Origin of the sequence: Paraburkholderia sp. (assembly GCF_024281035.1) — a bacterium.
In the GTDB taxonomy this organism is placed as follows: domain Bacteria; phylum Pseudomonadota; class Gammaproteobacteria; order Burkholderiales; family Burkholderiaceae; genus Paraburkholderia.
This window is the reverse complement of the sequence record NZ_JAMXLH010000078.1, coordinates 1-26169: the sequence shown is the minus strand read 5'-3', so window position 1 is coordinate 26169 and position 26169 is coordinate 1. Positions and strand designations below refer to the sequence as shown.

Sequence of the window (26169 nt, the reverse complement as noted above, 5' to 3'; positions counted from 1 at the left end):
CAACTTGAACGGCGGCATATACAGTCTCTATACTGAGTCGCTAACCGTGCTGGATCAATCCCGTCAACTGTATTGGTCGCTGCGCGCCTGTGGCGCGGCTATTTCCCCATGATTGAATTCGAACTGGAGCGCGGCCGCCGCGCCGCCGCCACGCTCGTCGAGCAAGTCGTGAACGCCTTCGCCGGGGCGATCGAAGGGCAGTCGCTGCGCGCGGGCGCGCAACTGCCGTCGGTGCGCCAACTCGCGCAGTCGCACGATCTCTCGACCTATACAGTCTCTGAAGCTTATAACCGGCTCGTCTCGATGGGGCTCGTCGTGGCCCGGCGCGGTTCGGGTTATCGCGTCGTGTCGCGTGCACAGTCCGCGCAGGCGAGCCCGGCCCGCTGGCAGCCGCCCACGCTCACGGCGACCTGGCTGCTTTCGGATGTCTTCGCCGATCACTCCGTGCCGATCAAGGCCGGCTGCGGGTGGATGCCGAGCGAGTGGATCAACGAAAGCGGACTGCATCATGCGCTGCGCGCGATGAGCCGGGTGCCCGCCGCGCGCCTGGGCGATTACGGCCATCCATACGGTTTCGCGCCGCTGCGCGAACGCATCGCCGCGCAACTCGACCGCCACGGCCTGCCTGCCGAAGTGAACAACGTGCTCCTGACCCAGGGCGCTACGCAGGGGCTCGATCTCATCGTGCGCACCTTGCTGCGTCCCGGCGATGCGGTGCTCGTCGAAGACCCCGGATACTGCAACCTCCTGCAGATTCTCAAGCTCGCGGGGCTGACGGTTCACGGCGTGCCGCGCACGCCTGCCGGGATCGACATCGAGGCGCTGGAGCATCAGGCCGCCACGCATCGGCCCAAGGCCATCTTCGTGAACACGACGCTGCAAAACCCCACGGGCGCGACGTTCACCATGGCGAACGCGTTCCGCCTGCTGCAGATTGCCGAGCGGCATCAGATGTGGGTGGTCGAGGACGATGTGAGCCGCGAACTCGCGCCCGCAGGTGCGCCGATTCTTGCCGCGATGGCCGGACTCGCGCGCGTGCTCTACGTGGGTGGTTTTTCGAAGACCGTCACGCCTTCGCTACGCTGCGGCTACGTGGTCGCCGAGCGCGACGTACTGCGTGAGCTGGCGCGCGCGAAGATGGCGGTGGGGCTGACGTCGTCGGAGACGATCGAGCGCATTGTCGACAAGGTGCTGCTCGAGGGGCGCTACGCGCGCCACGTCGAACTTGTGAATGAGCGCCTGAAAGCCGCGCACGCTGTGGTGGAGGAGCGGCTCGACGCGCTGGGCCTCGACATTTTCCATCGACCGCGCGCGGGCCTCTTCGTCTGGGCGCGCCTGAGTGTCGAAGCCGAGCGTGCGGCTGCGATCGCCACGGCTGCGTTGCGCGACGGCATCTGGCTCGCGCCGGGCTCGTATTTCCGGCCCGACGACGAACCCAGCGCATGGTTTCGCTTCAACGCGCCGTACTCGACGGATGACGCGCTCTGGCGATTCATTGGCGGCGTGTGTTGAACGCAATCAATGTCGGCCGAGGTGTGCGAACAGCGGGTACATCGACAGCACGAGCGATAGCGCCATGGCGATGTTGAACGCGCGCAGCCGCAGCGGATTCGAGAGAAAGCGCCGCACGCCGGTGCCGAACGCGGCCCAGATGCAGATGCACGGCAGGCCGACCACGTAGAACAACGCGGCCATGATGACGGCATTGATGCCGAAATCGCCGGACAGCCGGATCGTGCTGGCCGCCGTGAGGACCATCATCCACGCCTTCGGATTGACCCACTGAAACGCGATGGCTTCGTAGAAGCGCATCGGCCGATGCTCGCCCTGACGCACGGCGAGCTCGCCCGATGTGCCGATTTTCCACGCCAGATACAGCAGATAGGCCACGCTGACGACTTCCAGCACGGTGTAGAGCGCCGGAAAGTGCCGGAAAGCTTCGCCGAGGCCGAGTCCCACCGAAAGCATCAAGACGACAACCCCGGCGCTGATGCCGAGAATGTGCGGCACGGTGCGTCGAAAGCCGAAGTTGACGCCGGAAGCGAGCAGCATGGTGTTATTCGGGCCAGGCGTGATGGACGTGACGAGGGCGAAAAGCATGCCCGCAGGGAGGGCACTCAGGAATTCAGGCAACATGATCCGCGGCTCCGGGTAACGATTTCGAGCCAGTCTATCTGCTGTTTTCAGTACAGTACCGGTACAGTTCACAGGGTTTGTTGCAGTACGGATCGGGGCGGTGACGGGGTGTCGCAGCGCGGGCCATCGGGTGCGCGTTTTGGGATAAAGTCCCGTCTGAAGCGGCGCCGCGAAGCGCGGCAGTCGCATATCTGTTCATCTACCACCCGTGCCGGGCGCACGCGTGCCCCTACGAAGGATCTTCGCCATGACCGGTCACGAGCAATTCCCAGCATCCGTCTTGACGTTCGTGAGCGCCTACGATGTCGACACGACGCTCGCGAAGCTCAAGACCGCGCTGACGACGGCAGGCGCCGTCGTGTTTGCCGACGTCGACCAGCGCGCCGCCGCGGCGCAAGTCGGGCTCCAGTTGCGCCGCACCCGGTTCATCCTGTTCGGCAATCCGAAGGCGGGCACGCCGGTGATGGCCGCGAACCCGCATGCGGCGCTCGAATTGCCGTTGCGTCTGGTGGTCTGGGAGGATGACGAGCGGCGCACGCACGTGGACTATTACGACGTCGCACGGCCGCTCACCGGGCTTTACGGTATCCCGACCGGTGTGGTTGCACCTCTGCTGCACGTGCCCACGTTGCTGCAGGAAGCGTTGCAGTAATTCACGGCGCTCGGGAGAGCGTCAGGCAGCGCCTCGCCCGATAGCGGCACGCACGAGCGTGACCGCCATCGGTGAAAGACGTGACGGACATGACCGATGTGGCAGACGACCGTGCCTCAATGGGTGACGGGAATCGGGCACTTCGACTGCGGCCAGCACACCTTGCCCGTGCGCGATGGCCCGGACACGCTGTGGGTTTCGGCTGTGCCGCCATACGACATGTCGGTGCTGGACTGAGCCGATGCGTCCGCGTCGTTCGTCATGGCCTGGCGCGCCTGCGGTTGCGGAGCCCATTTACCCCGGGAATGAGCGGTGTCGGGCGTCCCGCTTGCCAGAGCGGCGACGCACAAGGCGGTCAACGCCAAACGGGTATTCATCTTCACACTCCTTCTTCAACGCGCCGCATGCGACCGGACGCGTCGCCCGTGCGGGCGGCACCGGCCGGCGCGCGCGAGGCACGCGCCACAGTGCCTCGCGCATTCGAAAGAAATGTCGGGATGCCGGCTCGGCGGCACGGCTGCCGAACGTGTTAGCCAACTGCTTCACGGGGATGCGCCCACGCAACGTGGGCGGCACAGCGCGGCGCGGCAAAAGGAGGAGGGGCGGAGCACGCAGAGAATGTCCGAACTGCCGATTCTGTTATAGCTCGTGCGCGAGAGAGTGCAATAGCCGTGCCGGGCGGGCCAGCGGCTCCGGAATTGCGACGACGGCGAAGCCCGCTTCGCCATCTGTTCGCGTGACAGGCGGATCGAATGTGCACAAAACGCGCACGAAACTCACACAAAACGCAGACCGCAGGCTGCGATCGGATTTAGGCCTTGTCGGTTGCGAGACGGATCGTCACGATCAGCGACGCGCTGTCGAGCGCCTCCAGCGCATGCGGCGTTCCTGCTTCGAGCAGCAGCATGTCGCCTGCGTGGATCGTGCGCGGTTCACCCTTCACGATGAAGCGCACCAAACCCTCCACACATTGCACGGTGACTTCCCCGGGCGCCTGGTGCTCGGAGACGTGCTTGCCTGCGGGCAGCACGAGCCGGATGACTTCGAGCTGGTTGCCACGGATCAGCGTTGTGGACTTCGCGTCTTTAAGCGCGTTGCCGAGCGGCCGCACATCGAACGGCTCGCCAGGTGTTGCATGCGGAATGGCCATAAGAGTCTCTCATTGGATGACACCGGCCTGTTGTGCTGTGCGCACCGATGGCCGGCAAAAAAAACAGCGCGTTGCGCGCGCACGAAACAAGTGTAGCGGTAAGTGTGATCTTCGCGTTGTTTGCGAAGCGCTGCAACGTGAGTCGGATTTGCTTCTTGCCGGATGTGCGGGATGTGCCGGATGTCGGGAGATAAACCGAGAGGCGAAGCGAGGCGTAAAGCGAAAGATAAAACAGCAGGGCACGATTCCAGTCACGCTGTTCTGTGTGGAAATCGTGCCCTGCTCATCCTCGATACCGGCGCGGCATGCCGCGCGGGATCAGGGGTGCGGCTGCCCGGCGTACCAGGCCGCTGCCGCGGCGATCTCTTCGGGCGTCATGTTGCGCGCGATATTGCGCATTTGCTCGGAGATATCGTTGTGCCGCGAGCCGTCGGCGAACGCCGCCAGCTGTGCCTTGACATAGGCCGCGGGCAGTCCGTCGAGCCACGGGCTGCCGATCTTGTGATCGACGCCGCCGTGACACGACGCGCACGCCGGGATGTTGCGCAGCGGCGCACCGACCGCGACGATCGCGGGCGCATCGCCGCGCACGGGCGCAGCGGGCTTCAGCGACGCGTAGTAGACGGCGATGTCGCGCATGTCCTGATCGGAGAGGTCGCGTGACATCGGCGACATGACGGCGCTGACGCGCGCGCCGCTCTGGAAGTCCTGCAACTGCTTGTACACGACGGTGGCGGACTGTCCGGCAAGATTCGGCGAATTCGCTTCGCTAATGCCGTGCGGACCGTGGCACATCGTGCAGCGCAGCGCGAGCGTCGCGCCGCGTCCGATCGACAGGCCCGAGGCGTCGTCGAACAGATGCGACTCGAGTTCGACGCGGCTCAGCTTGACGGTCGGCGGGACTGCCGATTCGACCGGGTGCCACTGGCGCGGTACGCCTGCCGCGCTGCAGATCGCGTTCCAGATGCCCTGGAACTGCGGATCGCTCTTCACGGAAGGCAGCCACACAAAGCCGATCAGTGCCGAGATGACGAAGCACACGATCGTCAAACCGACCGCCGCGCGGAACCACGCGTTCTTCAGGGAGAACAGCGATTCTTCATTCATCGTTGCGCTCCAATCCGGATAGCGGGCACGTTCGTATCGCCGTGCGAGAGCAGCTGAGCGATCGGGAACCCATAGTTGGTAACGGTCAGCGCGATCATGAGCACGATCCACAGTGCGACGCTGTTAAGTGCGACAGGCAACTTCGGCGATTCGTGAACCGGCGTGCTGAAGCGGTATTCCTCGTGTTCCACCTTCGGGCTGCGGTGGCCCTGAATCAGCACGACGAAGAACAGGATTGCCGAGGCCACGAGGATCAGTCCGCCGAACACCGACATCACCACAAGGATGGCCTGCGGCGCGATGGCCGGGTTCGTGTAGTCGAAATAGGCCATGCGGCGCGGCATACCCATCAGGCCCACGAGGTGCCACGGGAACGTCGTGACGATCATGCCGATGAACCACAGCCACAGCTGCCAGCGCATGAGGCGCCAGTTGGCGAGCGCGCGGCCCGTCAGGTGCGGCCACAGATCGTAGGCGATCGCGAAGTACATGATGACGATCGCGCCGCCGTAGATCAGGTGGAAGTGGCCCGTGATCCACTGCGTGTTGTGGATCGGCTGGTCGAGCTGGTAGCTCATGTTGATGAGGCCGCCGGCGCCGCCGAAGCCGAGCATGACGAACGAGAGCGCCACAGCCAGCATCTGCGGGTTTTTCCAGGGCAGCTTCGCGATCCAGCCGAAGGTGCCCTTGCCGCCGCGCAGGCGTCCCGCGATTTCGACGGAAGCGCAGATCGTGAAGACGGTCAGCAGCGTCGGCACCGAAACGAGCGCCGTGAACACCGACTGCACGAACTTGAAGCCCGAACCCACTTGCGGATCGGCGAACAGGTGGTGCATGCCGATCGGCATCGCGATGACGAGGAACATGACGAACGAGATGCGCGCCATCGAATCGCTGTACAGCCGGCCGCCGATCGCACGCGGCACGATCGTGTAGTACGCGATGTACGCGGGCATCAGCCAGAAGTAGACGATCGCGTGCAGCGTCCAGGAGAAGAACACGCGTGCCAGACCCGCGTCGATGGTCGTGCGCCAGCCGAATGCCACCGGCAGGATCTGGAACAGCACTTCGAGCGCGGCGCCGACGGCCGTCCAGCCCCACAGGAACGCGCCCGCGGTGGTGGCGAACATGGCGAGCGGCACCGGCTTGCCCGGGTTGTCGCGCTTCCATGCGGAGAAGTTCACGCCCATCAGCGCAACCCAGATCCACGAGCCCACCACCACGAGCACGACGCCGAGGTAGTAGAACACGTTGCCGATCATCGGCGGATAGAACGTGTAGAGCACGGAAGCGAGGCCCAGCGAGACCGGCACGGTCGCCGTGACGGCGCCGAGCGCGAGCAGGATGAAGCCGAGCCATGCCCAGCCCACGCCGATGAGCGGCCGCTTGAGCGCGAGTTCGGTGACGGCGTAGCCGAAGCCCATCGCGATCAGCGTCGGAAACGCGTAGCCCATCACGGTGCCGTGTTCGGTGACCGAGCGGTAGTACAGCTCGGGGTCATGGATCCACGGATGCAGCGGGCTGCGGACATACATCTGCCACGCGCCGAGCAGGAGCGCAACGCCGAATACGATGAACGCGAGCCAGAAGTGAGACAGTATGAGTCGCTTGTTATTTAACACAGCTGAGTCTCCGCGCGTTTCCGGCCTGGGTTGCCATCTTCATGAATGTGTCCTTGTCGATGACCTTGACGTGCGCCCACATGCCCTGGTGTCCCGTGCCGCAATACTCGTGGCAGGGCATGAGGTGATCGGCGGGCTGGCTGAATTCCGTGCGGAACGTGGATACGTAGCCGGGTTCGACCATCGAGTTCAGGTTGGTATCGGTAATGAGAAAGCCGTGCACGACGTCGGCGCTCGTTGCGCGAAACGTGACCGGCACGCCCGCGGGCACAACCAGACATTGCGGCGTGAACGAGTATTGCTGGGCGATGAGACGCACCGTGACCGAACCGTCGGTTTCGACTGCGCTACCGAGGTTCGATTCGACAAACTCGCCCGACACGTGCAGCGTGGCCGGGTTAATGGTTTCGACGCGCGAGGGCGGCATCATCGCCCAATGCAGGCCGGTAAAGACCGTCATCGCGATGAGCACGCACACAAGCGCGACCATGAGCACCGCCCAGCGGCGCTCCACGCGGGCCGCGACTTCGGCGCTGGCGTGGGAATCGATTTGGTTCGACATGGACCCGGCTCAGGTTATTGAATAATGCCGCGAGGCAAGAAAATGACGAAATAGAAAATAAACCAGAGTGCGAACACGATGGCCGTCGCGATACCGGCGAGGGCGAGCGCGCCGCCCGGCCCGCGCTGCACGATTTCATCGACGCGCTGGTCCTGGGGAGGACCGCCCGGAATTTCTGGTACAGGAGTTTCGATCATCGTGAATGCCTCAGAAGAGCGGCGCCGAGCGCAACGCGTTGACTTCGCGGTCGGATACCGGCGTGCCGTAATTTCCCCATGCCGTGCGGATGTACGTCACCACGGCTGCGACTTCCTCATCGGAGAGCAACTGGGCGAACGGCGGCATGCCATAGGGCGTCGGGTTCTTGTGGGTGCCGGGCGGATAGCCGCCGTTGAGCACCATGCGGATCGGGTTCACGGCCGAATTCATCTGAATCGACTGGTTGGCTGCGAGCGGCGGGAAGCTCGGCGGCTTGCCCCGGCCGTCCGTCGCGTGGCAGGCCGCGCATTGCGCGTCGTAGATCTTCTTGCCGAGCGGCGCGAGGCGGTTCGCTTCTTCGGTGACGAAGCTGCTGCGCGGCGACGTATCGACTTCGCCCGAGTGACCCGGCAGCGACTTCAGATAGACCGCGACAGCGCGCACGTCGTCTTCGGAGAGGTACTGGAAGCTGTCGTAGACGACTTCCGCCATCGGCCCGTACACGGCGCCGCGACTCGACACGCCGGCGTGCAGCAGTCCGACGATGTCGTCGATGCTCCACTCGCCGAGGCCCGCTTCCTTGTTCGACGTGAGCGACGGTGCGTACCAGTTCTGCATCGGGATCAGGCCGCCCTCGAACCGCTTCGACGGCGAATTGCCGCCGAGCGCGTTGATGGCCGTGTGGCACATCGTGCAGTGCCCGAGGCCTTCGACGAGGTAAGCGCCGCGGTTCCATTCCACCGACTGCGTGGGATCGGCCTTGTATTCGCCGGGCCGGAAGAACAGCGTGCGCCAGCCGAGCAGCAGGGAGCGCTCGTTATACGGGAAGCGCATGTCGTGCTCGCGGTTCGGCTGGCTCACCGGCGCGGTCGACATCAGATACGCGTAGATCGCATCGGAGTCGGCACGGGTGACCTTCGTGTACGACGCGAAGGGCATGGCCGGATAAAGCAGCGAGCCGTCGCGCGACTTGCCGTCGTGCAGCATGGTGTAGAAGTCGTTGGCGCTCCAGGCACCGATGCCGTTCGTCTTGTCCGACGAGATGTTCGGCGTGTACAGCGTGCCGAACGGCGTTTCCATCGCGCGGCCGCCGCCGAACAGCTTCTGGCCGGGGACCGTGTGACACGCGATACAGTCGCCCGCGCGGGCGAGGTACTCGCCGCGCGCGATGACTTCAGCGTGGCTGCCGGTGGTGGACGCGGCGGGTGCGGCGGGCTGGGCGTGCACGGGCGCCGTGCTCGCGCACAGCGTTGCGAGGACGAACGGGATGAGGGATCGAAGTTTTCGCACGTCGAGGCCTCGGCTTAGTTAGGAACGCTGCCGCATTCGAGCGGCAGGTGCGAAGGCGCCGCAGGCGTCGGATCCGCAGGTGCGGGCTGGGCGGCGAGCCATGCTGAGATCGCCGTGATTTCGCGGTCCGCGAGGTGCGAGGTGATGTCGTGCATACAGTTGGGGCTTGCGGTGCGGCGCGTGCCGAACCGGAATGCGCCCAGTTGTGCGCTGATGTAATCAGCATGCAGGCCAACGAGGCCCGGAATCGCCGGACGCATACCCGTGAGCGTGTCGCCGTGGCAGGCTGCGCAGGCCGGTATCTTGCGATCCGGTGCGCCGTGCTTCACGAGCTGCTCGCCGAGTGCGAGCGTCGCTGCATCGACCTTCGGCTGGGCGGGCGCCGGGTAGGGCGGGCGCTCCTGCGCGAAGTGCTCGGCGACGGACTTGAGGTAGTCGTCGGGCAGATACGCGAGCAGATAATTCATCGGCGGATAACTGCGTCCACCGTCGCGGAACGCGATCAGCTGGTTGTAGAGGTATCCCGCGGGCTTGCCGGCGAGACGGGGGAAGTAGTCGTTATCGGTGCCCTCGCCATGCTCGCCATGACAGGCGGCACATCCGAGCACGCGTGCCTGCATCGTGTCAGGTGCGCGCTCCGTAGGCGGTTGCGCCGCGAGGAGCGGCGCGCACGGACCAAGCAGCGCCATGACTAACAGGCTGATTTGTTTTCTCAAAGATGCCCTCGCAAGGGTTGTGATGGCACAAAGCCTGATGCAACCGCGTTTCGAAGAAGCGCTGCGCCCCATCACGCTATGTGTTTAGTTCCGTTTTTGTTGCGTGTTTGCTGTGAAACATTATCCGAGAAATTTGACATTTAGCGGTAGAACGTAATGCGAAAAAGACAAAACGCTATCGCCGTGCGGTAGATCATCGCTTTATGTTTGCAAACACTATATAGCGTACCCAGAAACGTTCGCTTACGTATTAGTTGTGTACCGGACGCCGTGTGCGAGTTTCGCCGAAATGGGCCGTTTATTGCGATGCAACTATTTGCCGCACCCTGCGCACCCGTTACCGGCATTGATCCGCCGCATCCCAACCGCATAGTTAACAGATTGTTGACGCTGCCTTGCAGCATGCATGTCGGCGCAAAAAATCCGGCTTCTTGCGCTGAAAATTGCCCGATCAGCCAAATGCTCACTGCATTCATATCAGTGTTACACGTATTTGACTCAGGGAACCTGTCAACCGGCTGCGACCGGGCTATGGACTTATTGGTCATGTTAGGTATTACGCATCGACGTCGCCAGACAGTTTGTTATTTGTAATGCCAGACCTGAAAAGCGTGATATCCGTCAAATAATCGGCCATACATTCGCCATACATCTGACAAATGCCGACCACACGTTCGCCAGGGGCAGCGGTGGGGTGCGGGTTCGCCTTGGGTTAGACTCCATCGGGCCCTGTCAGCGACGACACAATATGGATCGAATCGATGCGATGAAGGTATTCATCGCCGCACTGGACGAAAACAGTCTTGCGGGCGCTGGCCGACGGCTGGGCCGCTCGCCCGCGGCGGTGAGCCGGGCCATCGCGTTCCTCGAAGCGCATACCGGCACGCCGCTGCTCTATCGCACGACGCGCACGATCAAGCTCAGCGAGGCGGGCGAGCGTTACGCGCTGGCCTGCCGGCGCATCCTCGCGGATCTCGAAGAAGCCGACATGCTGGTGGCGGACGAGCGCTCCGCGCCGCGCGGCCTCCTCAACGTGACCGCGCCGGTCGCCGCCGGTGAAGACGTGCTGCGCCCGCTGCTCGACGAATTCATCGACCGCCACCCGGAGGTGTCGATCCGTCTGCAACTGCTCGACCGTCCAGTGAGCCTGATCGACGAGGGCATCGACGTGGCCCTGCGCTTCGCGCATCTCACCGATTCGACGCTGGTGGCGGTTCCCATCGGCGAAGTGCGGCGCGTGGTGGTGGCGTCGCCCGGCTATCTGGCCACCCATCCCGCCATCCACGAGCCCGCCGATCTCGCCGAGCACCGGATCATCTCCATGACGCACTTCGGGCTGGATTCGTGGAGCTTTCCGACCGAGGGCCGCGCGGCGATTCCGCAGGTCGTCCAGTTCGCGCCGCGCTTCATCGTCAACACGATCCGCGGTGCGTTGGCTTCGGCCGTGGCCGGTCAGGGCGTCACGCGCGTCTTTTCCTATCACGTCGCCGAACACGTGCGGACGGGTGCGCTCAAGATCGTCCTGCGCGACAGCGAGCACGCGCCTTTGCCGATTCATCTGCTGACACCGTTCGGCCGGCTTGCTGTGCCGAAGGTGCGCGCGTTCGTCGATTTTGCGACGCCGCGCCTGCGCGCGCACTTCGCTGAATTGCAGCGCGTCACCAACCGCGATTGAACCGCCGCGCGGAAGAATGGCTTCCGGATAGCGGGGATTCCCCCTATTCCAGCACCAATCTAGACTCGGTCTCATCGACGACGAGCGCCCCGAGCGGCGCCAATGGCACGGAGAGCCACATGCAGCCCGCAGCAATCCCATCACGCGCAGCGACGCCTTTCAACGTCTGGCGCGCCACCGTTTCCGGCGCCGGGGCGAGTCTGATCGGCATCGGCCTCGCGCGGTTTGCGTATACGCCGCTTTTGCCCGCGATCATCGGCGCGCACTGGTTTCCCGCGACGACAGCGGCGTATCTGGGCGCGGCGAACCTCGGCGGTTATCTGGCCGGTGCGCTCGTGGCCGGACAACTGGCTCGCTGGGCGAAGCCCGCGACGGTGCTGCGCGCGCTGATGCTGCTCGCGACGATTGCTTTCGTCGCGTGCGCCGCGCCCGTTTCGTTCTTGTGGTTCTTTCTCTGGCGCTTCGTTTCGGGCGTATCGGGCGGCGCGCTGATGGTGCTGGCTGCGCCGACGATCCTCGCCCACGTGCCGCCGTCGCGCCGCGGCTTCGCGAGCGGCGGGATCTTCACGGGGATCGGGCTAGGCATTGCGGCATCGGGAACCATCGTACCGATTCTGCTGCGCCACGGACTGACCGCGACCTGGCTGGGCCTCGCCGTCGTTTCGCTGCTGCTGACGATGGTCGCCTGGAACGGCTGGCCGGAAGCCGACGCACCGGTTCACGCGGCGGCGGCGCACCACGCGCATGCTCATGCGCGAACGTTTCCCGCGAAGGGCGTCCGCCTGCTCTATATCGAGTACGGTCTGAACGCCGTGGGTCTCGTGCCGCACATGATCTTTCTCGTGGACTACGTGGCGCGCGGACTCGGCAAGGGTGTCGACGCAGGCGCGCAGTACTGGGTCTTGTATGGAATCGGCGCGATCATCGGGCCGCTCGCGTGCGGCCATCTCGCCGATCGTGCGGGTTTTCGCGCCGCGCTGCGCGCCGCCTGGCTCTTGCAGGCCGCGGCGGTTGCGATTCCCGCGCTTGGCCTCGGGCCGGTCGGACTCATGGTATCGAGTGTTGTGGTCGGCGCGTTCACGCCGGGCATCGTCCCGCTCGCGCTTGGCCGCGCAAACGAGCTGCTCATGCATCACCCGTCCGAGATCAAGGCCGCCTGGAGCCGCGCGACGACGAGCTTCGCCATCATGCAGGCGGTCGCCGCCTACGGCCTCTCGTTCGTGTTCTCCAAAACCGGCGGCGATTACACGATGCTGTTCGTCATCGGTGCGGTTGCGCTGGTCGTCGCACTGGCCGTCGATCTGTTCGGCGCGTTGAGGGCCGAATGAACACGCCGGCCTCTGCGTCGTCGGCCGGATATGCACTCAACGCCGGACTCGTGGGCGGCTATGCGTCGGCGTCGAAGGCGATAATCGCCGCACGGATGCCGCTCGCGGGCGGCGTGATCGGCGTGAATCGCGGCGTGAATCGCGGCGTGCATCTCGGCTTGCATTCGGTGTTTTTCGTCACGGCTGCGCGACTCGTTGCGTGTGCCGGACTCGCGCAGTGGGCGCGCGGACGGTAGCCGCTGCCAGTGAAAAGCGGACCTTTATTCGAGGAGAAGGACAAATGAGCCAATCATCCGGCAAGCGAACCTTGCTGACTCTGCTGGGCATCGAGAAGCCGATTATTCAGGCGCCCATGGCGGGCGTAAGCACGCCCGAGCTGGCGGCGGCCGTCTCGAACGCGGGCGGGCTCGGCTCGCTCGGCTTCGGTGGCAGTAATGCCGAGCGTGCGCGCACGGCCATTCGCGCGACGCGTGCGCTGACCGACAAGCCATTCAACGTCAACGTTTTCTGCCATCAGCCCGCGCAAGCGAACGAGGCAGTCGAGCGCGCATGGACGAACTGGCTCGCGCCCGTGTTCGAGAAATACGGCGCGACGCCGCCCGCCGCGATGGCTGAAATCAATCAGAGCTTCCTCGTGGACCGCGAGATGCAGAAAGTGCTGATCGAGGAGAAGCCCGCGGTGGTCAGCTTCCACTTCGGGCTGCCGCCGGCCAACGTGATCGCCGAACTCAAGCAGGCGGGCATCACGCTGTTTGCAGGCGCAACGAACCTCGATGAAGCCCGACAGGTGGAAGCAGCGGGTGTCGATGCGATCGTCGCGCAGGGCATCGAGGCGGGCGGCCATCGCGGCGTCTTCAATCCGGATGCCGACGACCGGCTCGGCACGTTCGCGCTCACGCGGCTGCTCGTTCGCTCGTCTCATCTGCCCATCATCTCGGCGGGCGGCATCATGGACGGCGCGGGCATCGTTGCGGTGCTCGCGCTCGGCGCGCAGGCCGCGCAGCTCGGAACCGCGTTCGTCGCGTCCGCGGAGTCGCCGATCGACGAGGGATATCGCCGGGCGCTGCTGGGCGACTCGGCACGGCACACGACCTTCACGAAGGCCATCTCCGGGCGGGCCGCACGCAGCGTCGTGAACCGCTTCACCCAACTCGGCGACGATCCGCGCGCGCCGCAAACTCCGGCGTATCCGATTGCCTACGACATCGGCAAGGCGCTCATTGCGGCGGCCAAGGCGAAGGGCGAATTCGGCTACGGCGCACAATGGGCCGGGCAGGCTGCGGCGCTTTCGCGCGCGTTGCCTGCGGCGGAGCTGGTCGCGAAGCTCGACGAAGAGATGCGCGCGTGCGTGAACGAGATGCGTGAGATCGTGATCTAGCGTGTCGCGTGTGTCTTGCGACGCGCCCGCGCGTTTGAGTCCATCCAATCATCGATGGGATCGAACGCGCGGTTTTGGCTGTGGTGGGCAAGTACGCAAGGCCGTCGCCGGGCCGGGCCGGCCGACGGCAGCCTGGGTGTTATCGCGGCAGGATCTGCGCGATGACGACGAGTTCGACGGGCACGTTGGCGGGCAACTGGGTGTGCGAGAACGCTGAGCGTGCGTGGCCTGCCTTATCGCCGAGCACCGCTGCGAAGAGATCCGATGCGCCGTCGAGTACGGCAGGCTGGTCGTAGAAGCCGTCGACGTTGCTCACGTGACCTTCGACTCGGACAATGTGATGCAGCCGCTCGAAACCGCCCAGGTGCTTCTTGATTTGCGCGAGCACGTTGAGCGCGGTGATGCGGGCGGCGAGCTTGCCGTCTTCGACCGTCAAGGCTTCGCCGACGCGTCCCGTATAGGCCAGCTTGCCGTCGACGAGCGGCACCTGGCCGGAGATGAAGAGCAGATTGCCGGCTTCGCTCGTCGCCGTATAGCTGCCGAGCGGTTGCGGCGGGACGGGCAAGGTGAGGCCGAGGTCGGCGAGTTTCTGTTCGATGGACATGGTGTACTCCTTGACGATGCTGTCGTGAGCGTGAAGTGAATGGCGTGCCGCATTGCCCGATAGCCAATGTACGCACGCGACGGACGCAGGTAAATGGCATTGCTGCGAATCTGTCGCGACACGATGTAACGAATGCGGCGCGGTGCTTCAGGCTGACTCACCAGGCTGCGCGATGGCGTGAGAAGAAGAGGGGGAGGACGCAGCATGCAACGAAAATTCGACGACTTGCTGCTGGGCAGCATCGAACTCTTTTGCCTTGCGGCGGAACTGGGCAGCTTCACGCTGGCGGCGAATGCGGCGAGCGTCACTCCGGCTGCGGTGAGCCGCTCGGTTGCGCGGCTGGAGGAGCGCCTGGGCGCACGGCTCTTCGTGCGCACGACGCGTCAAATCCGCCTGACCGACGCGGGACAGCGCTACTTCGAACAGTGCCGCCAGGCGCTCTCGCAGCTTGTCGACGCTGAACGCGAGGTGACGGGCCAGCAGACGACGCCCGCAGGCGTGCTGCGGATCAGCATGCCGACACCCTACGGCCACTACCGCGTGTTGCCGCTTTTGCCCGCGTTTCGCGAGCGTTTTCCGAAGGTGCAGGTCGAGGCGCATCTGAGCAATCGCAACATCGACTTCGCGGACGAGGGTTTCGATCTCGCGATACGTGGCCGTGCGCCCGATGATTCGAACCTTATCGCGCGCAAGCTCGAAGACGCCGAAATGATCGTTGTGGCGGCACCGGCTTACCTGAAACGCGCGGGCGTTCCCCAATCCCTCGATGATCTCGCCGCGCACGAATGCATCCAGTTCGAATTGCCGAGCAGCGGACGCAACCTTGCATGGACGTTCGCCGACGCTTCCGGCGAAATCGACGTCGTGACCAAAGGCAGTTTCGGAACCTCGGGCGACGCGCTCGCAGGCGTCACGCTCGCGCGCAGCGGTGCGGGATTGTTCCAGACGTATCGCTTTATCGTGGAAGAGGATTTGCGCGAGGGACGGCTAGTCGAAGTGCTGGGCGAACACGGCGGGCGTTCGCGGCCGTTCATCCTGTTGTATCCGCACGGACGTTATTTATCGTCGCGGGTGAGGGCATTCGTGGACTTTCTCGTCGAGCAACTGGTGCAACCCGCTGGCAAGCTGGCGCCCCGGGCGCCGCGCAAGCGTGCATGACCGTACGCGCCTCGCCGCCGTTGCGGCGGCGGGGCGCGATGGTGCGCGTGCCTGCCGACTGGCTCAGTGACCGGCGCTCTGGCCGCCGTCGACGTGCAGGATTTCGCCCGTCACGAACGGTGCCGCGTCAAGATAAAGGATCGCGTTGACGATATCGCTCATCTCGCCCATGCGGCCAACCGGATGCAGCGCCGCGAGCGTTTCGTGCGCTGCGACCGGATGCATCGGCGACTTGATGATGCCCGGCGAAACGACGTTGGCGCGAATGCCGGCGCGGGCGTATTCGATCGCCAGCGATTTCGTGGCCGCATTCAAACCGCCCTTGGTGAGCGAGGCGAGCACCGAAGGCACATTGCTGTTCGCCTGCTCGGCAAGCGTCGTCGTCACGGAGACGACGTGGCCGCTGCCGTGCTTCTGCATCGCAGCAATGGCAGACTGCGTGATGTAGAAGAAGCCGTTCAGATTGACGCTCGTGATGGCCGCGTAATCCTCAGCGGTGTATTGCGTGAAAGGTTTGGCGATGAAGACGCCCGCGTTGTTGACGAGCGTGTCGACGCGACCGAAATGTTCGACTGCGGCATTGACCACGCGGCGTGCGGTGGCCGGATCGGCGATATCGCCTGCGATGGCGATGTAATCGGATTCGATCGTCGGCGTAATCGAACGCGCGGTCGCGACAACGCGATGACCTTGCGCGCGAAACGCCTTGACGGTTTCCGCGCCGATGCCTTGCGACGCGCCCGTGACGATGATGACCCTGGAAGTGCTCATGATGTGTCTCGCAGAGTGAGTGACCCGGCTTCGCGGCCGGTCGAATCGACGGATTCGATGGAGAGCCACTCTAGACGCATCCCTTGCGACTTCGAACACCCACCATGGACAAAGAGTCTTGCGCTACAGGAACAATTGAGCGCCGCACGCCATGGACCGCAACGCGGTTGGCGCTACGTTGTCTCGTTCATCAATTGCTCGCGGATCTTCAGCAGCTCCGCATGCCGGTCCGCGGTGGTATCCGGGTAGCTCAGTTTCAGCGCGCCGAGCGTATCGAGGATGATCTGGGAAACGATTAGCCGGGCGTCATCCTTGTCGTCCGCAGGGACGATGTACCAGGGCGACTGCTCCGTGCTGGTTGTGGAGAGACATCTTTCGTAGGCGTCCACGTAGTTCGCCCAATACTTCCGTTCTTCCATGTCGAATGCACTGAACTTCCAGTTCTTGTTCGGATCGTCGATGCGTTCGATGAAACGCTTGCGCTGCTCTTCCTTCGACAGGTGAAGAAAAAACTTCACGATACGCGTGTCGTTGCGGTAAAGATGCGCTTCGAACTCGGAGATCGAACGATAGCGTCCGTTCCAGAGGGATTTACCCGATCCGGCTTCGGGCGACAGGCCTTCGCCGCTCAGTATGTCCGGATGGACGCGTACGACCAGCACTTCCTCGTAATACGAGCGGTTGAAGATGCCGATACGGCCGCGCTCCGGCAGGTCGCGGGCGGTGCGCCAAAGGAAATCGTGCTGAAGCTCCTGCGCGCTCGGATGCTTGAAGCTGAACACCTGGCATCCTTGCGGATTGACGCCGGACATGACGTGTTTGATGCAACCATCTTTGCCGGCGGCATCCATCGCCTGAAAAACAAACAGCACCGCGAAGCGATTGTCGGCATAAAGTTTCTGTTGATGTTCACTCAGCTTTTTGACGTGCTCGGCCATTGACGTTCGATACTCATCCTTCGATTCGCACAGGGGCTTGATGCGTGTCGGCCATTTCTTGAGTTCGATGGTTTGACCTTCGCGTACCCGGAAATCATCGGAATGAATTTTCATGAAGCCTCTTCGAGGGTGACATCGTTGCGAGCGGGAACAGGCTTTTAAGCCTAGCATCATTCGACGTTCGAGGCGTTGATCCGAAACCGGTTGATCTGAGCCGGCCCTGAAGGGCGCCTTATGTCCGGCGGTGCAACCGGAACCTGAAAGACGCCGGGGCAGCATGGCGGCGCTTAACGCTGCAACCGCGATCAATCCCCGAGCGGGATGAACACGTTGAACTGCCCCTCGTCGGAATGCCGCGAGCGATGGCCTTTGCCGATTGTGTCCTCCACGAGCACGACCGTGCCAGGCTCGCAGTGTCGGCAGTCACCATCGCTCGTCTCGAACTCGACCCAGCCCGTCAGCCAGATGACGAATTGACGGACCGGCGTGGTATGCCAGTCCGCCACTTTCAGGCCGGCAGGCACCCAGCCGAATCGCACTGATTTCGCCGGTTCCCATGCCGACAGATAAATTGGCGGGATGCCGGGAAACAATTCGAGCGGCGTGAGCGGAATATCCCGATCCTCGAAATGGGACTCGCCATTGGCGTCGGCGTAGATGCGCAGACATTTCATGAGGCACCTCCTCGGGACGTTTCGCGTACGTTCGCGATTGCCGGTTTCTCATGCTAGTCCCGAACCCCGCGCAGCGTCGAGCCAGGCTCCGCTGGAGCGTGACAGATGTTTGTCTCATGTGTGACACCTCGACCCAGGTAATTGTCCTGGCTAGCTGTTGCCGTTCCATCTTCGTAACCTCCATCCCAACATGAATTAACCACTTCAAATAAGGTTGATCTGGATCGCGACAGCCCGCGTCATCGCACCGGTCACCCTGCAGCAGGTGCGGAACGTAACCGGGATACGTTCTGAAACGAGGCGATCCATCTCGCGAAGTCGTATTTGATTAAAATCAGCGAGCGGGGCCTCGAATTCGGATAAACGAGGAGACGAGACAATGAACTTCAAGGTCGCCAGCGCAGCTGCCCTTTGCTGTTTCAGCATGATGCAGGCCCGTGCCGATATCGTGCTGGGTGCGTCGGTACAGCAAACGGGATCGGACGCCAATACGGGCCGCTATTACGTCGATGCCTACAATTTCGCGATCGACAAGATCAACGCCGCCGGCGGCGTGAATGTAGGCGGCAAAAAGGAGAAGCTCGCGCTCAAGGTTTACGACAATCAGTCGGATCTGAATCTCAGCGTGCGCCAGTATGTGCAGCTCGTCAGCCAGGACAAGGTCAATCTGCTGCTCGGGCCATTCGCGAGCAATTTCGCGCTTGCTGACTCGGCGGTCTCCGAGAAATACGAAGTGCCGATGGTGCAGGGCGGCGGCGCTTCCGACCAGATCTTTGCGCGCAAATTCAAGTACGTATTCGGCACGCTGCCCGCCGCGAGCGACTATTTCGGCTCGACGATCGCGATGCTCAAGGAACTCAAGCCGGTGCCGACCAAGGTCGCGTTGCTGTTCGCCGACGATGCCTTCGACGTTTCGGTGGCCAACGGTACGCGGCCGCAACTGAAGCAGGGCGGTCTCGATCTGGTCTTCGAGCAAAAATACGCATCGAATTCATCGGATTTTGGTTCGATCATCGCGCAGTTGAAGGACAAGCAGGTGCAATCCGTGCTTGTGGCAGGCCACGAAACGGAGGTTCTGAACTTCATCCGCCAGGCCAAGAGCCTGAATTACTCGCCGATGCTGTATTCCTTCACCGTTGGCGTACCCAGCGCGGATTTTCGCAAGTCGATTGGCGCCGATGCCAATTACGCGTTCGGTATGACCTCGTGGATGCCTTCGGCACAGCAAAAGGACGCCTGGTTCGGTGACGCGGATCAGTTCGCGAAGGCATGGAAGGCAAAGTACAACTACGAGCCCGACTATCACGCTGCCAGTGGTGTGGCCGACGTGGAGGCGCTGGTCCATGCAATCGAAGCGGCTGGTTCCGTCGAACCGAAGAAGGTGCGCGATGCACTGGCCAAGGTGGATTTCCCCAGCCTTTACGGTCAGATCAAGTTCGCCGACAACGGCCAGATCAGCCTGCCGCAACAGGTCATTCAGGTGCAGAACGGCGGGGTGAAAGCGATCTACTCCAACAAGTTCCTCGCGCAGCCGCTCTATCCGATGCAGCCGTGGGACAAACGCTAATACCCTCGCCAATACCCGCGCTTATACCCGGTCTGCCACCGAGAGGGATCGATGCAACTGCTGTTTCAAGTATTGCTTAACGGGGTGCTGCAAGGAGGTCTGTTTGCGCTGATGGCACTGGGGCTGTCGCTCGTATGGGGCGTGCTCAACATTGTCAACCTTGCACACGGCGCTTTCATCATGCTGGGCGGTTACGTGGTGTGGGTGCTCTATACGCAGACGGGCATCGATCCGTTCGTGCTGTTGCCGGTGGCGGCACTGGTATTGTTCGTCATCGGCTACGCGATCCAGCGAGGGATACTGAACCTCGTGATTCGCGGGCCGATGTTCAATACGCTGCTGATCACCTTTGGTCTCAACGTGGTGCTGACCTATCTCGCGCAAATCATTTTCAGCGCGGATTTTCGCACGATCAATCCGTCTTACGCCGGCCGCAACGTGGCATTCGCCGGGGTCACGCTGCCGTTGGTGAACCTGAGCGCCTTCGTCATCGCCATTGCATTGACGCTCGGAATCTGGGCGCTGCTGTTGCAAACGCGCATGGGCCGGCGCATCCGGGCCACGGCACAAAACCTCGTGGCAGCGCGTCTCTATGGTGTCGAGCCGCGCAATCTCTATGCACTGACCTTCGCCATGGGCGCGGCGCTCGCCGGGGTGGCCGGCGGCTTGTACGGCATGGTCTCGCAGCTCAATCCCTATATCGGCGCGACGCTCACCGCCAAGTGCTTTGCCATTTCGATCATTGGCGGTCTCGAGTCTCCGCTCGGCGTGATCGTCGGCGGGCTGGTGCTCGGTATCGTCGAGGCGTTTACGTCGCTGTGGCTGGGGTCGACCTTCGTCGATGCGGTGAGCTTCGGTTTGCTGGTGCTGGTTCTGATTGTGCGGCCCACGGGGCTGCTGGGGCGGACGGTATGAGGATGTTGATGAAGTGGCTGTGGCCGGTGCTGCTGGTCGCACTGATCGCGCTGCCCTGGTGGGGATCCGACATTCTGCTGCAATTCGGGATCGATGCGTTACTGCTCGCCACACTCGCGCAGAGCTGGAATATCCTCGGCGGCTACACAGGCTACGCGTCGTTCGGGCAATCGGCCTTTTACGGATTGGGCGCGTATGGCGTGGCGATCGCCATGGTGCAACTGAATCTGCCTTTCGTGGCGGGCATGGCGCTCGGCGTGGTGTTCTGCGTGGCGTTCGCATTGCTGATTGGCGTTCCCGTGTTGCGCCTGAAGGGTCACTACTTCGCCATTGCAACGCTCGGGCTCGCACAGGTTGCGGGCGCAATCGTCTCGAATATCGGCTTCGCCGGCGCCAATATCGGCCTGGTGTTGCCGATGCTGAACAATAATCTGCTGTTCTACGAAACTGCCCTGGGCCTGCTGGTCGCGGCGACGGCGACGGTGTGGTGGCTCTCGCGCAGCCGCTTCGGTTATGGCCTGATCGCGATCCGCGAGAATGAGGGCGCCGCGGCGGTTATGGGCATCAACACCACGTTGTACAAGGTGCTGGCCTTCGTGATCGCAGGGGTATTCGCCGGTCTCGCGGGCGGTGTGCACGCGTACTGGATTACCTTCCTCGATCCCGCCGGTGCATTCGATCTCACGCTCAACGTGAAGATGATCATCATGACCGTGTTCGGCGGGCCGGGAACCGTGTTCGGGCCGGTGGTCGGCGCTTTCCTGCTGTCCGCCATTTCGGAGGTGCTTGCCGCCAAGGTCACGAGCATCGCGGCACTGTTTTTCGGCGTCGTCATCGTTCTCGCGGTGGTGGCGATGCCGCGCGGTCTCGCGGATCTGCGTCAGCGCATTGCGCGCCTCGGTCTCGGCTATTTCGCGGACAACATCCGCCGCAACAAACTGTGAGTGCGTCATGAGCGGCGAACCTATTCTCGAAGTGCGCAACCTCACGCGCCGTTTCGCAGGCCTGACGGCGGTGAAGGACGTGAGCTTCACGCTCGGGCACGGCGAAGTGCTCGGGCTCATCGGCCCCAACGGTGCAGGCAAGACCACGTTGTTGAGCATGATCTCGGGCACGATCGCACCCAGCGAGGGCAGTATCGTTTTCGAGGGGCGCAGTATCGTTCATCTCCCGGCATTCCGGCGCGCACACCAGGGAATTGGCCGTACCTTCCAGATCATGCGGCCCTTTCCCGGATTGTCGGTGCTCGATAACGTGGCGATTGGCGCGCTGTTCGGCCGCACGAACACGAAGGTGCTCGCGCAGGCACGCGAGGCAGCGCGTGCCTGCCTTGACCGCGTGGGCCTGGCAAAGCGCGTCGACCAGCGTGCCGACGATCTCGGCGGCCCCGATCGCAAGCGGCTCGAACTGGCCAAGGCGCTCGCCATGTCGCCGCGCATGTTGCTGCTCGATGAGGTAATGGCGGGGCTGAATCTGGTCGAGATCGATGAAGTGATCGATGTCATCCGGTCGCTGCGTGGCGAGGGTTTGAGCATCCTCGTGATCGAGCACGTCATGAAGGCGGTACGCAGCCTGAGCGATCGTGTGATGGTGTTGCACCACGGTGAGCGCATCGCGGAAGGGACGAGCGATGCCGTACTGAGCGATCCGGCGGTGATCGAGGCTTATCTGGGGAAGCGCAAATCATGAATGCGATCGTGGCCGACAGCCGTGCAACGGGCGCGATGCCGCTGCTTCATGTGACGGATCTGAGTGCGGGTTACGGCGAGGCGCCTGTGCTCGCGGGCGTGTCGCTCGACGTGCACGCTGGCGAACTCGTCGCACTCGTGGGCAGTAACGGCGCGGGCAAGACCACGCTGCTGCGCGCGCTCTCGGGCTTGATTCCGGTCGGCTCAGGGGACATCGTGTTCAACGGCGTGTCCGTTGCGGGCTCAACGAGCGACCAGATTTTTCGCGCCGGCCTCACCCAGCTACCCGAGGGGCGGCAGCTGTTCGACCAGATGACGGTCGAGGACAACCTGCTCATGGGCGCGAATCTGCGCAACGACCGGGGCGCAATTGCCACCGATCTGGAGCGCATGTACGCGATGTTCCCGCGTTTGAAGGAACGTCGCCGCCAGATCGCCGGCACCATGTCGGGTGGCGAACAGCAGATGTGTGCGATGGCGCGTGCGCTGATGTCTTCGCCGCGCGTGCTGATGGTCGATGAGATGAGCCTCGGCCTTGCGCCGGTCGTGGTGCTGCAGCTCATGGAGATTTTGCAACAGGTGCGCACGAGCGGTGTGACGGTGTTGCTGATCGAACAGGACGTCCACCTGGCGCTCGAGCACGCCGATCGCGGTTATGTGCTCGAAACGGGGCGCATTGTGCTTGAAGGGCCGGCGGGGACGCTGCTCAACAACCCGGAAATCCAGGCGGCGTATCTCGGTGTTTGATGGGCGTATCTGTCCACGCATCTATCCACGCAACTATCCACCCAACTTCGCACGGGTGTTCTTCCGGCCGCTAATCGATATTCGGCAACAAGAAGCGCTCAAAGATAGATCATGGCTTGAAGCGGGATCGCGCAGGCTGCATGCTGTCCCGCCTTCGCAGTCAGGGCTCTACACGTCGCCTTCCTCGCATCCGCAATCGGCTTCGGTCGCAATTACGCGATGCAACTGCACGAAGCGCTCATTTACCGGTGTCTGAAAAAGCGGGTCGGCGGGCCGGTCCGGGCTTGCCTGCCGAATTGAAGACCAGTCATCGGCATCCAGATGGCGCGTCGCAGCCGGGAATATCGTGAGTTCTTCGAACGCCATGTTATGCCGCAGCCGTTCCGCGTACAGCCGGATACGAAACTCCAGAAGGTCTCTGGACATATTTTCATCACGCACCATCGATTCGAGGTCTCGAATCAACTCGTTCCCCAGAAGCGCCAGTGTCGCGTGCTGGGCGGACAGCTCGTTGCCCAGTTGTGGATCCAGCGCCTGCTTTTCGAGCAGCTTGCCGATAATGCGGTCCTCCAGGGCATGGTGGTTCACATCGGGAAAGCGCGTCAGGTAATACAGGGCATCCACGAGCAGTGCGCTGTTCGTCGCGGCCCGTTCGTCGCGAAGTATCGATTGGCGCTCGAGCAGGCAAACCAGTCGCTCCAGACGACGGTGCTCGGCGATCAGGTTGTCAACGATGCTCGCCATGGTTGGCCTCGCGCGATTGCGCCTCTTCTTTCATGACATCGAGTGCGAGCGCCGAATGTGCGTAAGCTGCGCCCGCACGCATCTCGGCCGCGACCCAGATCGCTTCCATGATTTCTTTCTCCGATGCGCCGGCTTTCAGGGCTTCTTTCGTGTGACCACGAATGCACCAGGGGCACTGCGTCACGTGCGCGACGGCCACGGCGATGAGCTGTTTTGTCTTCACCGGCAGCTCGCCGTCTGCAAATACGCTGCTACTGAAAGCCCTGAATGCAGCGAGCGGTTCTGGTGCGAGTTCCCGGCGTCGTTTCGCAATTTCCGGGCCTGGTTGCGGATACATTGAGTTTTCCATCATTCACCTTCTGCGAAAAATGCGAACGTTAGCAATCGATATCCTCGCACGCCGTACTCAGATCGTCCGGCGCGCAAGCATGGTCTTGATTTGCCCTATCGCCCTGGCCGGATTCAGGCCTTTAGGGCAGACGTCCGCGCAGTTCAGTATTGAACGGCACCGAAAGAGGCGGTACGGATCTTCGAGGTTGTCGAGTCGCTCGCCGGTCGCCTCGTCGCGGGTATCGACCAGAAACCGGTAGGCCTGAAGGAGGCCCGCAGGGCCGACATATTTATCCGGATTCCACCAGAACGAGGGGCATGCGCTGGAACAGCACGAGCACAGGATACATTCGTAGAGGCCGTCGAGCTGATCGCGTTCCTCTGGCGTCTGGCGCCTTTCACGCTCGGGTGGGGGCGTGTTGTTGATCAGGTAGGGTTTGATCGAGTGGTACTGCTTGAAGAACGCGGTCATGTCCACGATCAGGTCGCGAACGACGGGCAAGCCGGGTAGCGGCCGCAGGACGATATGGCGGGGAACGTCGTTGAGGTTGGTGATGCAGGCGAGCCCGTTCTTGCCGTTGATGTTCATCGCATCCGAGCCGCATACGCCTTCACGACACGAACGCCGGAAACTGAGTGTTTCGTCCTGGGCCTTGAGCCGGACAAGCACGTCAAGCAACATCCGGTCATCCGAGGTGATCTCCATCTCGTACTTTTGCATGTACGGCGCGGAGTCCCGGTCGGGATCGTAGCGGAAGATTTCGAAAATTCTTGTACCACTCACGATGTACCTCCTCAGTGGAAGAGATTTCGCTTTTGGTGCACGCTGTTCCCTGCGTCGATCTACTCCCCTCGATCATAGACATGAGGATGAGCGATCGCGTTGAGAAAGCCCCGCCGGCGAGCAAGCCAACCGTCGCCGCGCGGCACGTAAGCGAACACTGCGGTGCTAGCGTCGAGCTATTCGAACGTCATATCCGACCTCGTAAAAGGCAACGAGGAATTCCTCAGGGTAAAGCCATGACTCTACGTTCACCGTATTCTCTCGCATATCCGTATCCACCTTGGCGTCAGGGTCAACGGAAATGACGGCCTTCGATATTTTAAGTATGTCGCCGTCGTCGAGCTTTTCGAGTATGTCAAATTTCATCGATCCTCCATTCCAGGAAATGGCGTGAACGTTCAGTGCAGTTGTTGCGTGTGTGCCGTTATCGAGAATCTTTGCCGCGATGCTGTTGACGCATTGCTGTTGACGGATTGCGGTTGAATATCGCACTGCGAAACTAGGCGTGGCATCGCGCGTGCCAATTCGGTAAACGGGAAAAAAGTGGGGGTGGACTTCCCGGTCGCTCGACGACTCTTGAGTTGCGCTCCGCATTTGATCCCCCTTGGGAGGTCATCCAGAACACTGGTTGCCTGAAGGTCAAAACAACCCGCTGATGACCTGATCGAAGCGATGGAAGGGCGCAGCGAAAGCCGGCCGGGCATGACGGAAGCCATGGTGTGTTTCGTCTGATGCGGCGCGGCGCAATAGCCTCCTCGCACAACTTCGAGACGATGAGCGTGTTCTTCGGTGCGTCAACATATATCACACCGTGATGAATGTGCCTAGAGGCGGAACATCGGCCGATAATCCGCGGTAACGCTGCTTGAACACCCGTATATGCGCCGCTGGCCGGTCAGCGGGCGTTTCGCCCGGTGGGACACTGTTACGTTGGCGAAGCGGCGACGGAAGACGTGGATATGAAGAGGGTGAAATCGCCCTGCCAGGGGTACTGGTATCCGGCGGCGATTATCAGTTGAGCCGTTCGCTGGAGCTTTCGCTTCAACTTCCGCCTGCGTGATTTCGAGGCGTTGCTGCTTGAACGCGGTGTGAGCGTGAAGGGGGAGAGTCGTTGTCGCCGGTGCGATCAATTCGGCTTGGCCTCCGCACGTTTCCACCAATGCGAAACGCGCCAGCTTGCAACGCCGAAGTTCCAATTCTCCGTTGTATCGGAGATCGAAAAGCGTTGCGAAGCTGACGCGGCTCACTCGTGTTTCACGATGTGACCAGGCATTCGCAGAATGCCGATCGTCGGCGCTCAGTGCATGGCAATGCCTTCGAGCACTTCGTCGTGTTCCTCGCGTTCCTTGAGGTACGGCGTGCGGTAGCCCGAGCTGACGCCCCAGTAGTAGAAAGCGAGTGCGACAAGCGCGACCACCAGCATGTCCCAGCCGTA

General features: G+C 62.7%; 30 protein-coding genes. 13 read left to right on the top strand and 17 right to left on the bottom strand.

Features of this window, described 5'->3' with window-relative positions:
* Window positions 1–108: 108 nt before the first annotated feature.
* Entirely contained in the window at window positions 109–1512 is a 1404-nt protein-coding gene (locus Q0L30_RS24815) for a PLP-dependent aminotransferase family protein (RefSeq protein ID WP_296663272.1), read from the top strand.
* A gap of 6 nt (window positions 1513–1518) precedes the next feature.
* Here Q0L30_RS24815 and Q0L30_RS24810 read toward each other — a convergent pair whose 3' ends face one another.
* Entirely contained in the window at window positions 1519–2136 is a 618-nt protein-coding gene (locus tag Q0L30_RS24810; protein WP_296663270.1) for a LysE family translocator, read from the bottom strand.
* Window positions 2137–2383: 247 nt separating this feature from the next.
* On the opposite strand from Q0L30_RS24810, the gene Q0L30_RS24805 reads away from it, so the two are divergent.
* Both Q0L30_RS24805 and Q0L30_RS24800 read left to right on the top strand, forming a co-directional pair.
* Window positions 2384–2788 carry a DUF302 domain-containing protein gene (locus Q0L30_RS24805; protein ID WP_296663268.1) on the top strand — a complete coding sequence of 135 codons (405 nt, stop codon included), beginning with the start codon at window positions 2384–2386 and terminating at the stop codon, window positions 2786–2788.
* 96 nt (window positions 2789–2884) lie between these two features.
* Window positions 2885–3025, top strand: coding sequence for a hypothetical protein (locus Q0L30_RS24800; RefSeq protein ID WP_296663266.1), 141 nt, complete (start codon window positions 2885–2887; stop codon window positions 3023–3025).
* Between the two features lie 574 nt (window positions 3026–3599).
* Here the strand turns inward: Q0L30_RS24800 and Q0L30_RS24795 are convergent.
* The 7 genes from Q0L30_RS24795 to Q0L30_RS24765 all read right to left on the bottom strand — a co-directional run bounded on the left by Q0L30_RS24795 (window position 3600) and on the right by Q0L30_RS24765 (window position 9406).
* The gene (locus Q0L30_RS24795) at window positions 3600–3938 is read right to left on the bottom strand and encodes a cupin domain-containing protein (protein WP_296663264.1); all 339 of its coding nucleotides are present in this window, start codon (window positions 3936–3938) and stop codon (window positions 3600–3602) included.
* Between the two features lie 318 nt (window positions 3939–4256).
* On the bottom strand, window positions 4257–5045 hold the full coding sequence (locus Q0L30_RS24790; RefSeq protein WP_296663262.1) for a c-type cytochrome: 789 nt from the start codon (window positions 5043–5045) through the stop codon (window positions 4257–4259).
* Complete coding sequence (locus Q0L30_RS24785; RefSeq protein WP_296663259.1) at window positions 5042–6667, bottom strand: cbb3-type cytochrome c oxidase subunit I; 1626 nt, start codon at window positions 6665–6667, stop codon at window positions 5042–5044. Before Q0L30_RS24785 ends, Q0L30_RS24790 begins: the two co-directional genes overlap by 4 nt.
* On the bottom strand, window positions 6657–7229 hold the full coding sequence (locus Q0L30_RS24780; protein WP_296663257.1) for a cytochrome C oxidase subunit II: 573 nt from the start codon (window positions 7227–7229) through the stop codon (window positions 6657–6659). Before Q0L30_RS24780 ends, Q0L30_RS24785 begins: the two co-directional genes overlap by 11 nt.
* A 14-nt stretch (window positions 7230–7243) precedes the next feature.
* On the bottom strand, window positions 7244–7426 hold the full coding sequence (locus Q0L30_RS24775; RefSeq protein WP_296663254.1) for a hypothetical protein: 183 nt from the start codon (window positions 7424–7426) through the stop codon (window positions 7244–7246).
* 10 nt (window positions 7427–7436) lie between these two features.
* On the bottom strand, window positions 7437–8717 hold the full coding sequence (locus tag Q0L30_RS24770; RefSeq protein ID WP_367277865.1) for a cytochrome c: 1281 nt from the start codon (window positions 8715–8717) through the stop codon (window positions 7437–7439).
* Between the two features lie 14 nt (window positions 8718–8731).
* On the bottom strand, window positions 8732–9406 hold the full coding sequence (locus Q0L30_RS24765; RefSeq protein ID WP_296663690.1) for a c-type cytochrome: 675 nt from the start codon (window positions 9404–9406) through the stop codon (window positions 8732–8734).
* A gap of 775 nt (window positions 9407–10181) precedes the next feature.
* Between Q0L30_RS24765 and Q0L30_RS24760 the strand changes: the two genes are divergently transcribed.
* The 4 genes from Q0L30_RS24760 (at window position 10182) to Q0L30_RS24745 (ending at window position 13814) form a co-directional block, all read left to right on the top strand.
* The gene (locus Q0L30_RS24760; RefSeq protein WP_296663252.1) at window positions 10182–11108 is read left to right on the top strand and encodes a LysR family transcriptional regulator; all 927 of its coding nucleotides are present in this window, start codon (window positions 10182–10184) and stop codon (window positions 11106–11108) included.
* A 119-nt stretch (window positions 11109–11227) separates the two neighbouring features.
* Complete coding sequence (locus tag Q0L30_RS24755; RefSeq protein ID WP_296663249.1) at window positions 11228–12436, top strand: YbfB/YjiJ family MFS transporter; 1209 nt, start codon at window positions 11228–11230, stop codon at window positions 12434–12436.
* Window positions 12433–12672 (top strand): hypothetical protein, encoded by a 240-nt coding sequence (locus Q0L30_RS24750; protein ID WP_296663716.1) that lies wholly within the window; start codon window positions 12433–12435, stop codon window positions 12670–12672. The genes Q0L30_RS24755 and Q0L30_RS24750 overlap by 4 nt, the downstream gene beginning before the upstream one ends.
* Window positions 12673–12716: 44 nt before the next feature.
* A complete protein-coding gene (locus Q0L30_RS24745) occupies window positions 12717–13814 on the top strand; it encodes a nitronate monooxygenase family protein (protein WP_296663247.1) in 1098 nt (365 codons plus the stop codon).
* Window positions 13815–13953: 139 nt separating this feature from the next.
* On the opposite strand, the gene Q0L30_RS24740 is transcribed toward Q0L30_RS24745, so the two are convergent.
* Window positions 13954–14418 carry a RidA family protein gene (locus tag Q0L30_RS24740; protein ID WP_296663244.1) on the bottom strand — a complete coding sequence of 155 codons (465 nt, stop codon included), beginning with the start codon at window positions 14416–14418 and terminating at the stop codon, window positions 13954–13956.
* A gap of 204 nt (window positions 14419–14622) precedes the next feature.
* On the opposite strand from Q0L30_RS24740, the gene Q0L30_RS24735 reads away from it, so the two are divergent.
* On the top strand, window positions 14623–15576 hold the full coding sequence (locus Q0L30_RS24735) for a LysR family transcriptional regulator (protein WP_296663241.1): 954 nt from the start codon (window positions 14623–14625) through the stop codon (window positions 15574–15576).
* A gap of 63 nt (window positions 15577–15639) precedes the next feature.
* Here Q0L30_RS24735 and Q0L30_RS24730 read toward each other — a convergent pair whose 3' ends face one another.
* From Q0L30_RS24730 to Q0L30_RS24715, 4 genes are all read right to left on the bottom strand, one after another.
* The gene (locus Q0L30_RS24730; protein ID WP_296663238.1) at window positions 15640–16347 is read right to left on the bottom strand and encodes an SDR family oxidoreductase; all 708 of its coding nucleotides are present in this window, start codon (window positions 16345–16347) and stop codon (window positions 15640–15642) included.
* Between the two features lie 173 nt (window positions 16348–16520).
* On the bottom strand, window positions 16521–17399 hold the full coding sequence (locus Q0L30_RS24725; protein WP_296663688.1) for an ADP-polyphosphate phosphotransferase: 879 nt from the start codon (window positions 17397–17399) through the stop codon (window positions 16521–16523).
* A 191-nt stretch (window positions 17400–17590) separates the two neighbouring features.
* On the bottom strand, window positions 17591–17959 hold the full coding sequence (locus Q0L30_RS24720; RefSeq protein WP_296663236.1) for a cupin domain-containing protein: 369 nt from the start codon (window positions 17957–17959) through the stop codon (window positions 17591–17593).
* Between the two features lie 204 nt (window positions 17960–18163).
* Window positions 18164–18385: a hypothetical protein gene (locus Q0L30_RS24715; RefSeq protein ID WP_296663232.1), complete on the bottom strand. Its 222-nt coding sequence runs from the start codon at window positions 18383–18385 to the stop codon at window positions 18164–18166.
* On the opposite strand from Q0L30_RS24715, the gene Q0L30_RS24710 reads away from it, so the two are divergent.
* Genes Q0L30_RS24710 through Q0L30_RS24690 form a run of 5 tightly spaced genes read left to right on the top strand, consistent with a single transcriptional unit; the run spans window position 18384 to window position 22876 of the window.
* Window positions 18384–19526, top strand: a complete 1143-nt coding sequence (locus Q0L30_RS24710) for an amino acid ABC transporter substrate-binding protein (protein ID WP_296663229.1) — start codon at window positions 18384–18386, stop codon at window positions 19524–19526. The genes Q0L30_RS24715 and Q0L30_RS24710 overlap by 2 nt on opposite strands.
* A 51-nt stretch (window positions 19527–19577) precedes the next feature.
* A complete protein-coding gene (locus Q0L30_RS24705; RefSeq protein ID WP_296663226.1) occupies window positions 19578–20441 on the top strand; it encodes a branched-chain amino acid ABC transporter permease in 864 nt (287 codons plus the stop codon).
* An 8-nt stretch (window positions 20442–20449) separates the two neighbouring features.
* Window positions 20450–21385 (top strand): branched-chain amino acid ABC transporter permease, encoded by a 936-nt coding sequence (locus Q0L30_RS24700; RefSeq protein ID WP_296663224.1) that lies wholly within the window; start codon window positions 20450–20452, stop codon window positions 21383–21385.
* A 7-nt stretch (window positions 21386–21392) separates the two neighbouring features.
* Window positions 21393–22130 (top strand): ABC transporter ATP-binding protein, encoded by a 738-nt coding sequence (locus Q0L30_RS24695; RefSeq protein WP_296663221.1) that lies wholly within the window; start codon window positions 21393–21395, stop codon window positions 22128–22130.
* On the top strand, window positions 22127–22876 hold the full coding sequence (locus Q0L30_RS24690; protein WP_296663218.1) for an ABC transporter ATP-binding protein: 750 nt from the start codon (window positions 22127–22129) through the stop codon (window positions 22874–22876). The genes Q0L30_RS24695 and Q0L30_RS24690 overlap by 4 nt, the downstream gene beginning before the upstream one ends.
* Window positions 22877–23044: 168 nt before the next feature.
* Here Q0L30_RS24690 and Q0L30_RS24685 read toward each other — a convergent pair whose 3' ends face one another.
* The 4 genes from Q0L30_RS24685 to Q0L30_RS25825 all read right to left on the bottom strand — a co-directional run bounded on the left by Q0L30_RS24685 (window position 23045) and on the right by Q0L30_RS25825 (window position 25328).
* The gene (locus Q0L30_RS24685) at window positions 23045–23620 is read right to left on the bottom strand and encodes a hemerythrin domain-containing protein (protein WP_296663216.1); all 576 of its coding nucleotides are present in this window, start codon (window positions 23618–23620) and stop codon (window positions 23045–23047) included.
* On the bottom strand, window positions 23604–23957 hold the full coding sequence (locus tag Q0L30_RS24680) for a carboxymuconolactone decarboxylase family protein (RefSeq protein ID WP_296663213.1): 354 nt from the start codon (window positions 23955–23957) through the stop codon (window positions 23604–23606). The genes Q0L30_RS24685 and Q0L30_RS24680 overlap by 17 nt, the downstream gene beginning before the upstream one ends.
* 69 nt (window positions 23958–24026) lie before the next feature.
* Window positions 24027–24734, bottom strand: a complete 708-nt coding sequence (locus Q0L30_RS24675; RefSeq protein ID WP_296663211.1) for a succinate dehydrogenase/fumarate reductase iron-sulfur subunit — start codon at window positions 24732–24734, stop codon at window positions 24027–24029.
* 165 nt (window positions 24735–24899) lie between these two features.
* Window positions 24900–25328, bottom strand: coding sequence for a hypothetical protein (locus Q0L30_RS25825; protein WP_367277864.1), 429 nt, complete (start codon window positions 25326–25328; stop codon window positions 24900–24902).
* Between the last annotated feature and the right edge of the window lie 841 nt (window positions 25329–26169).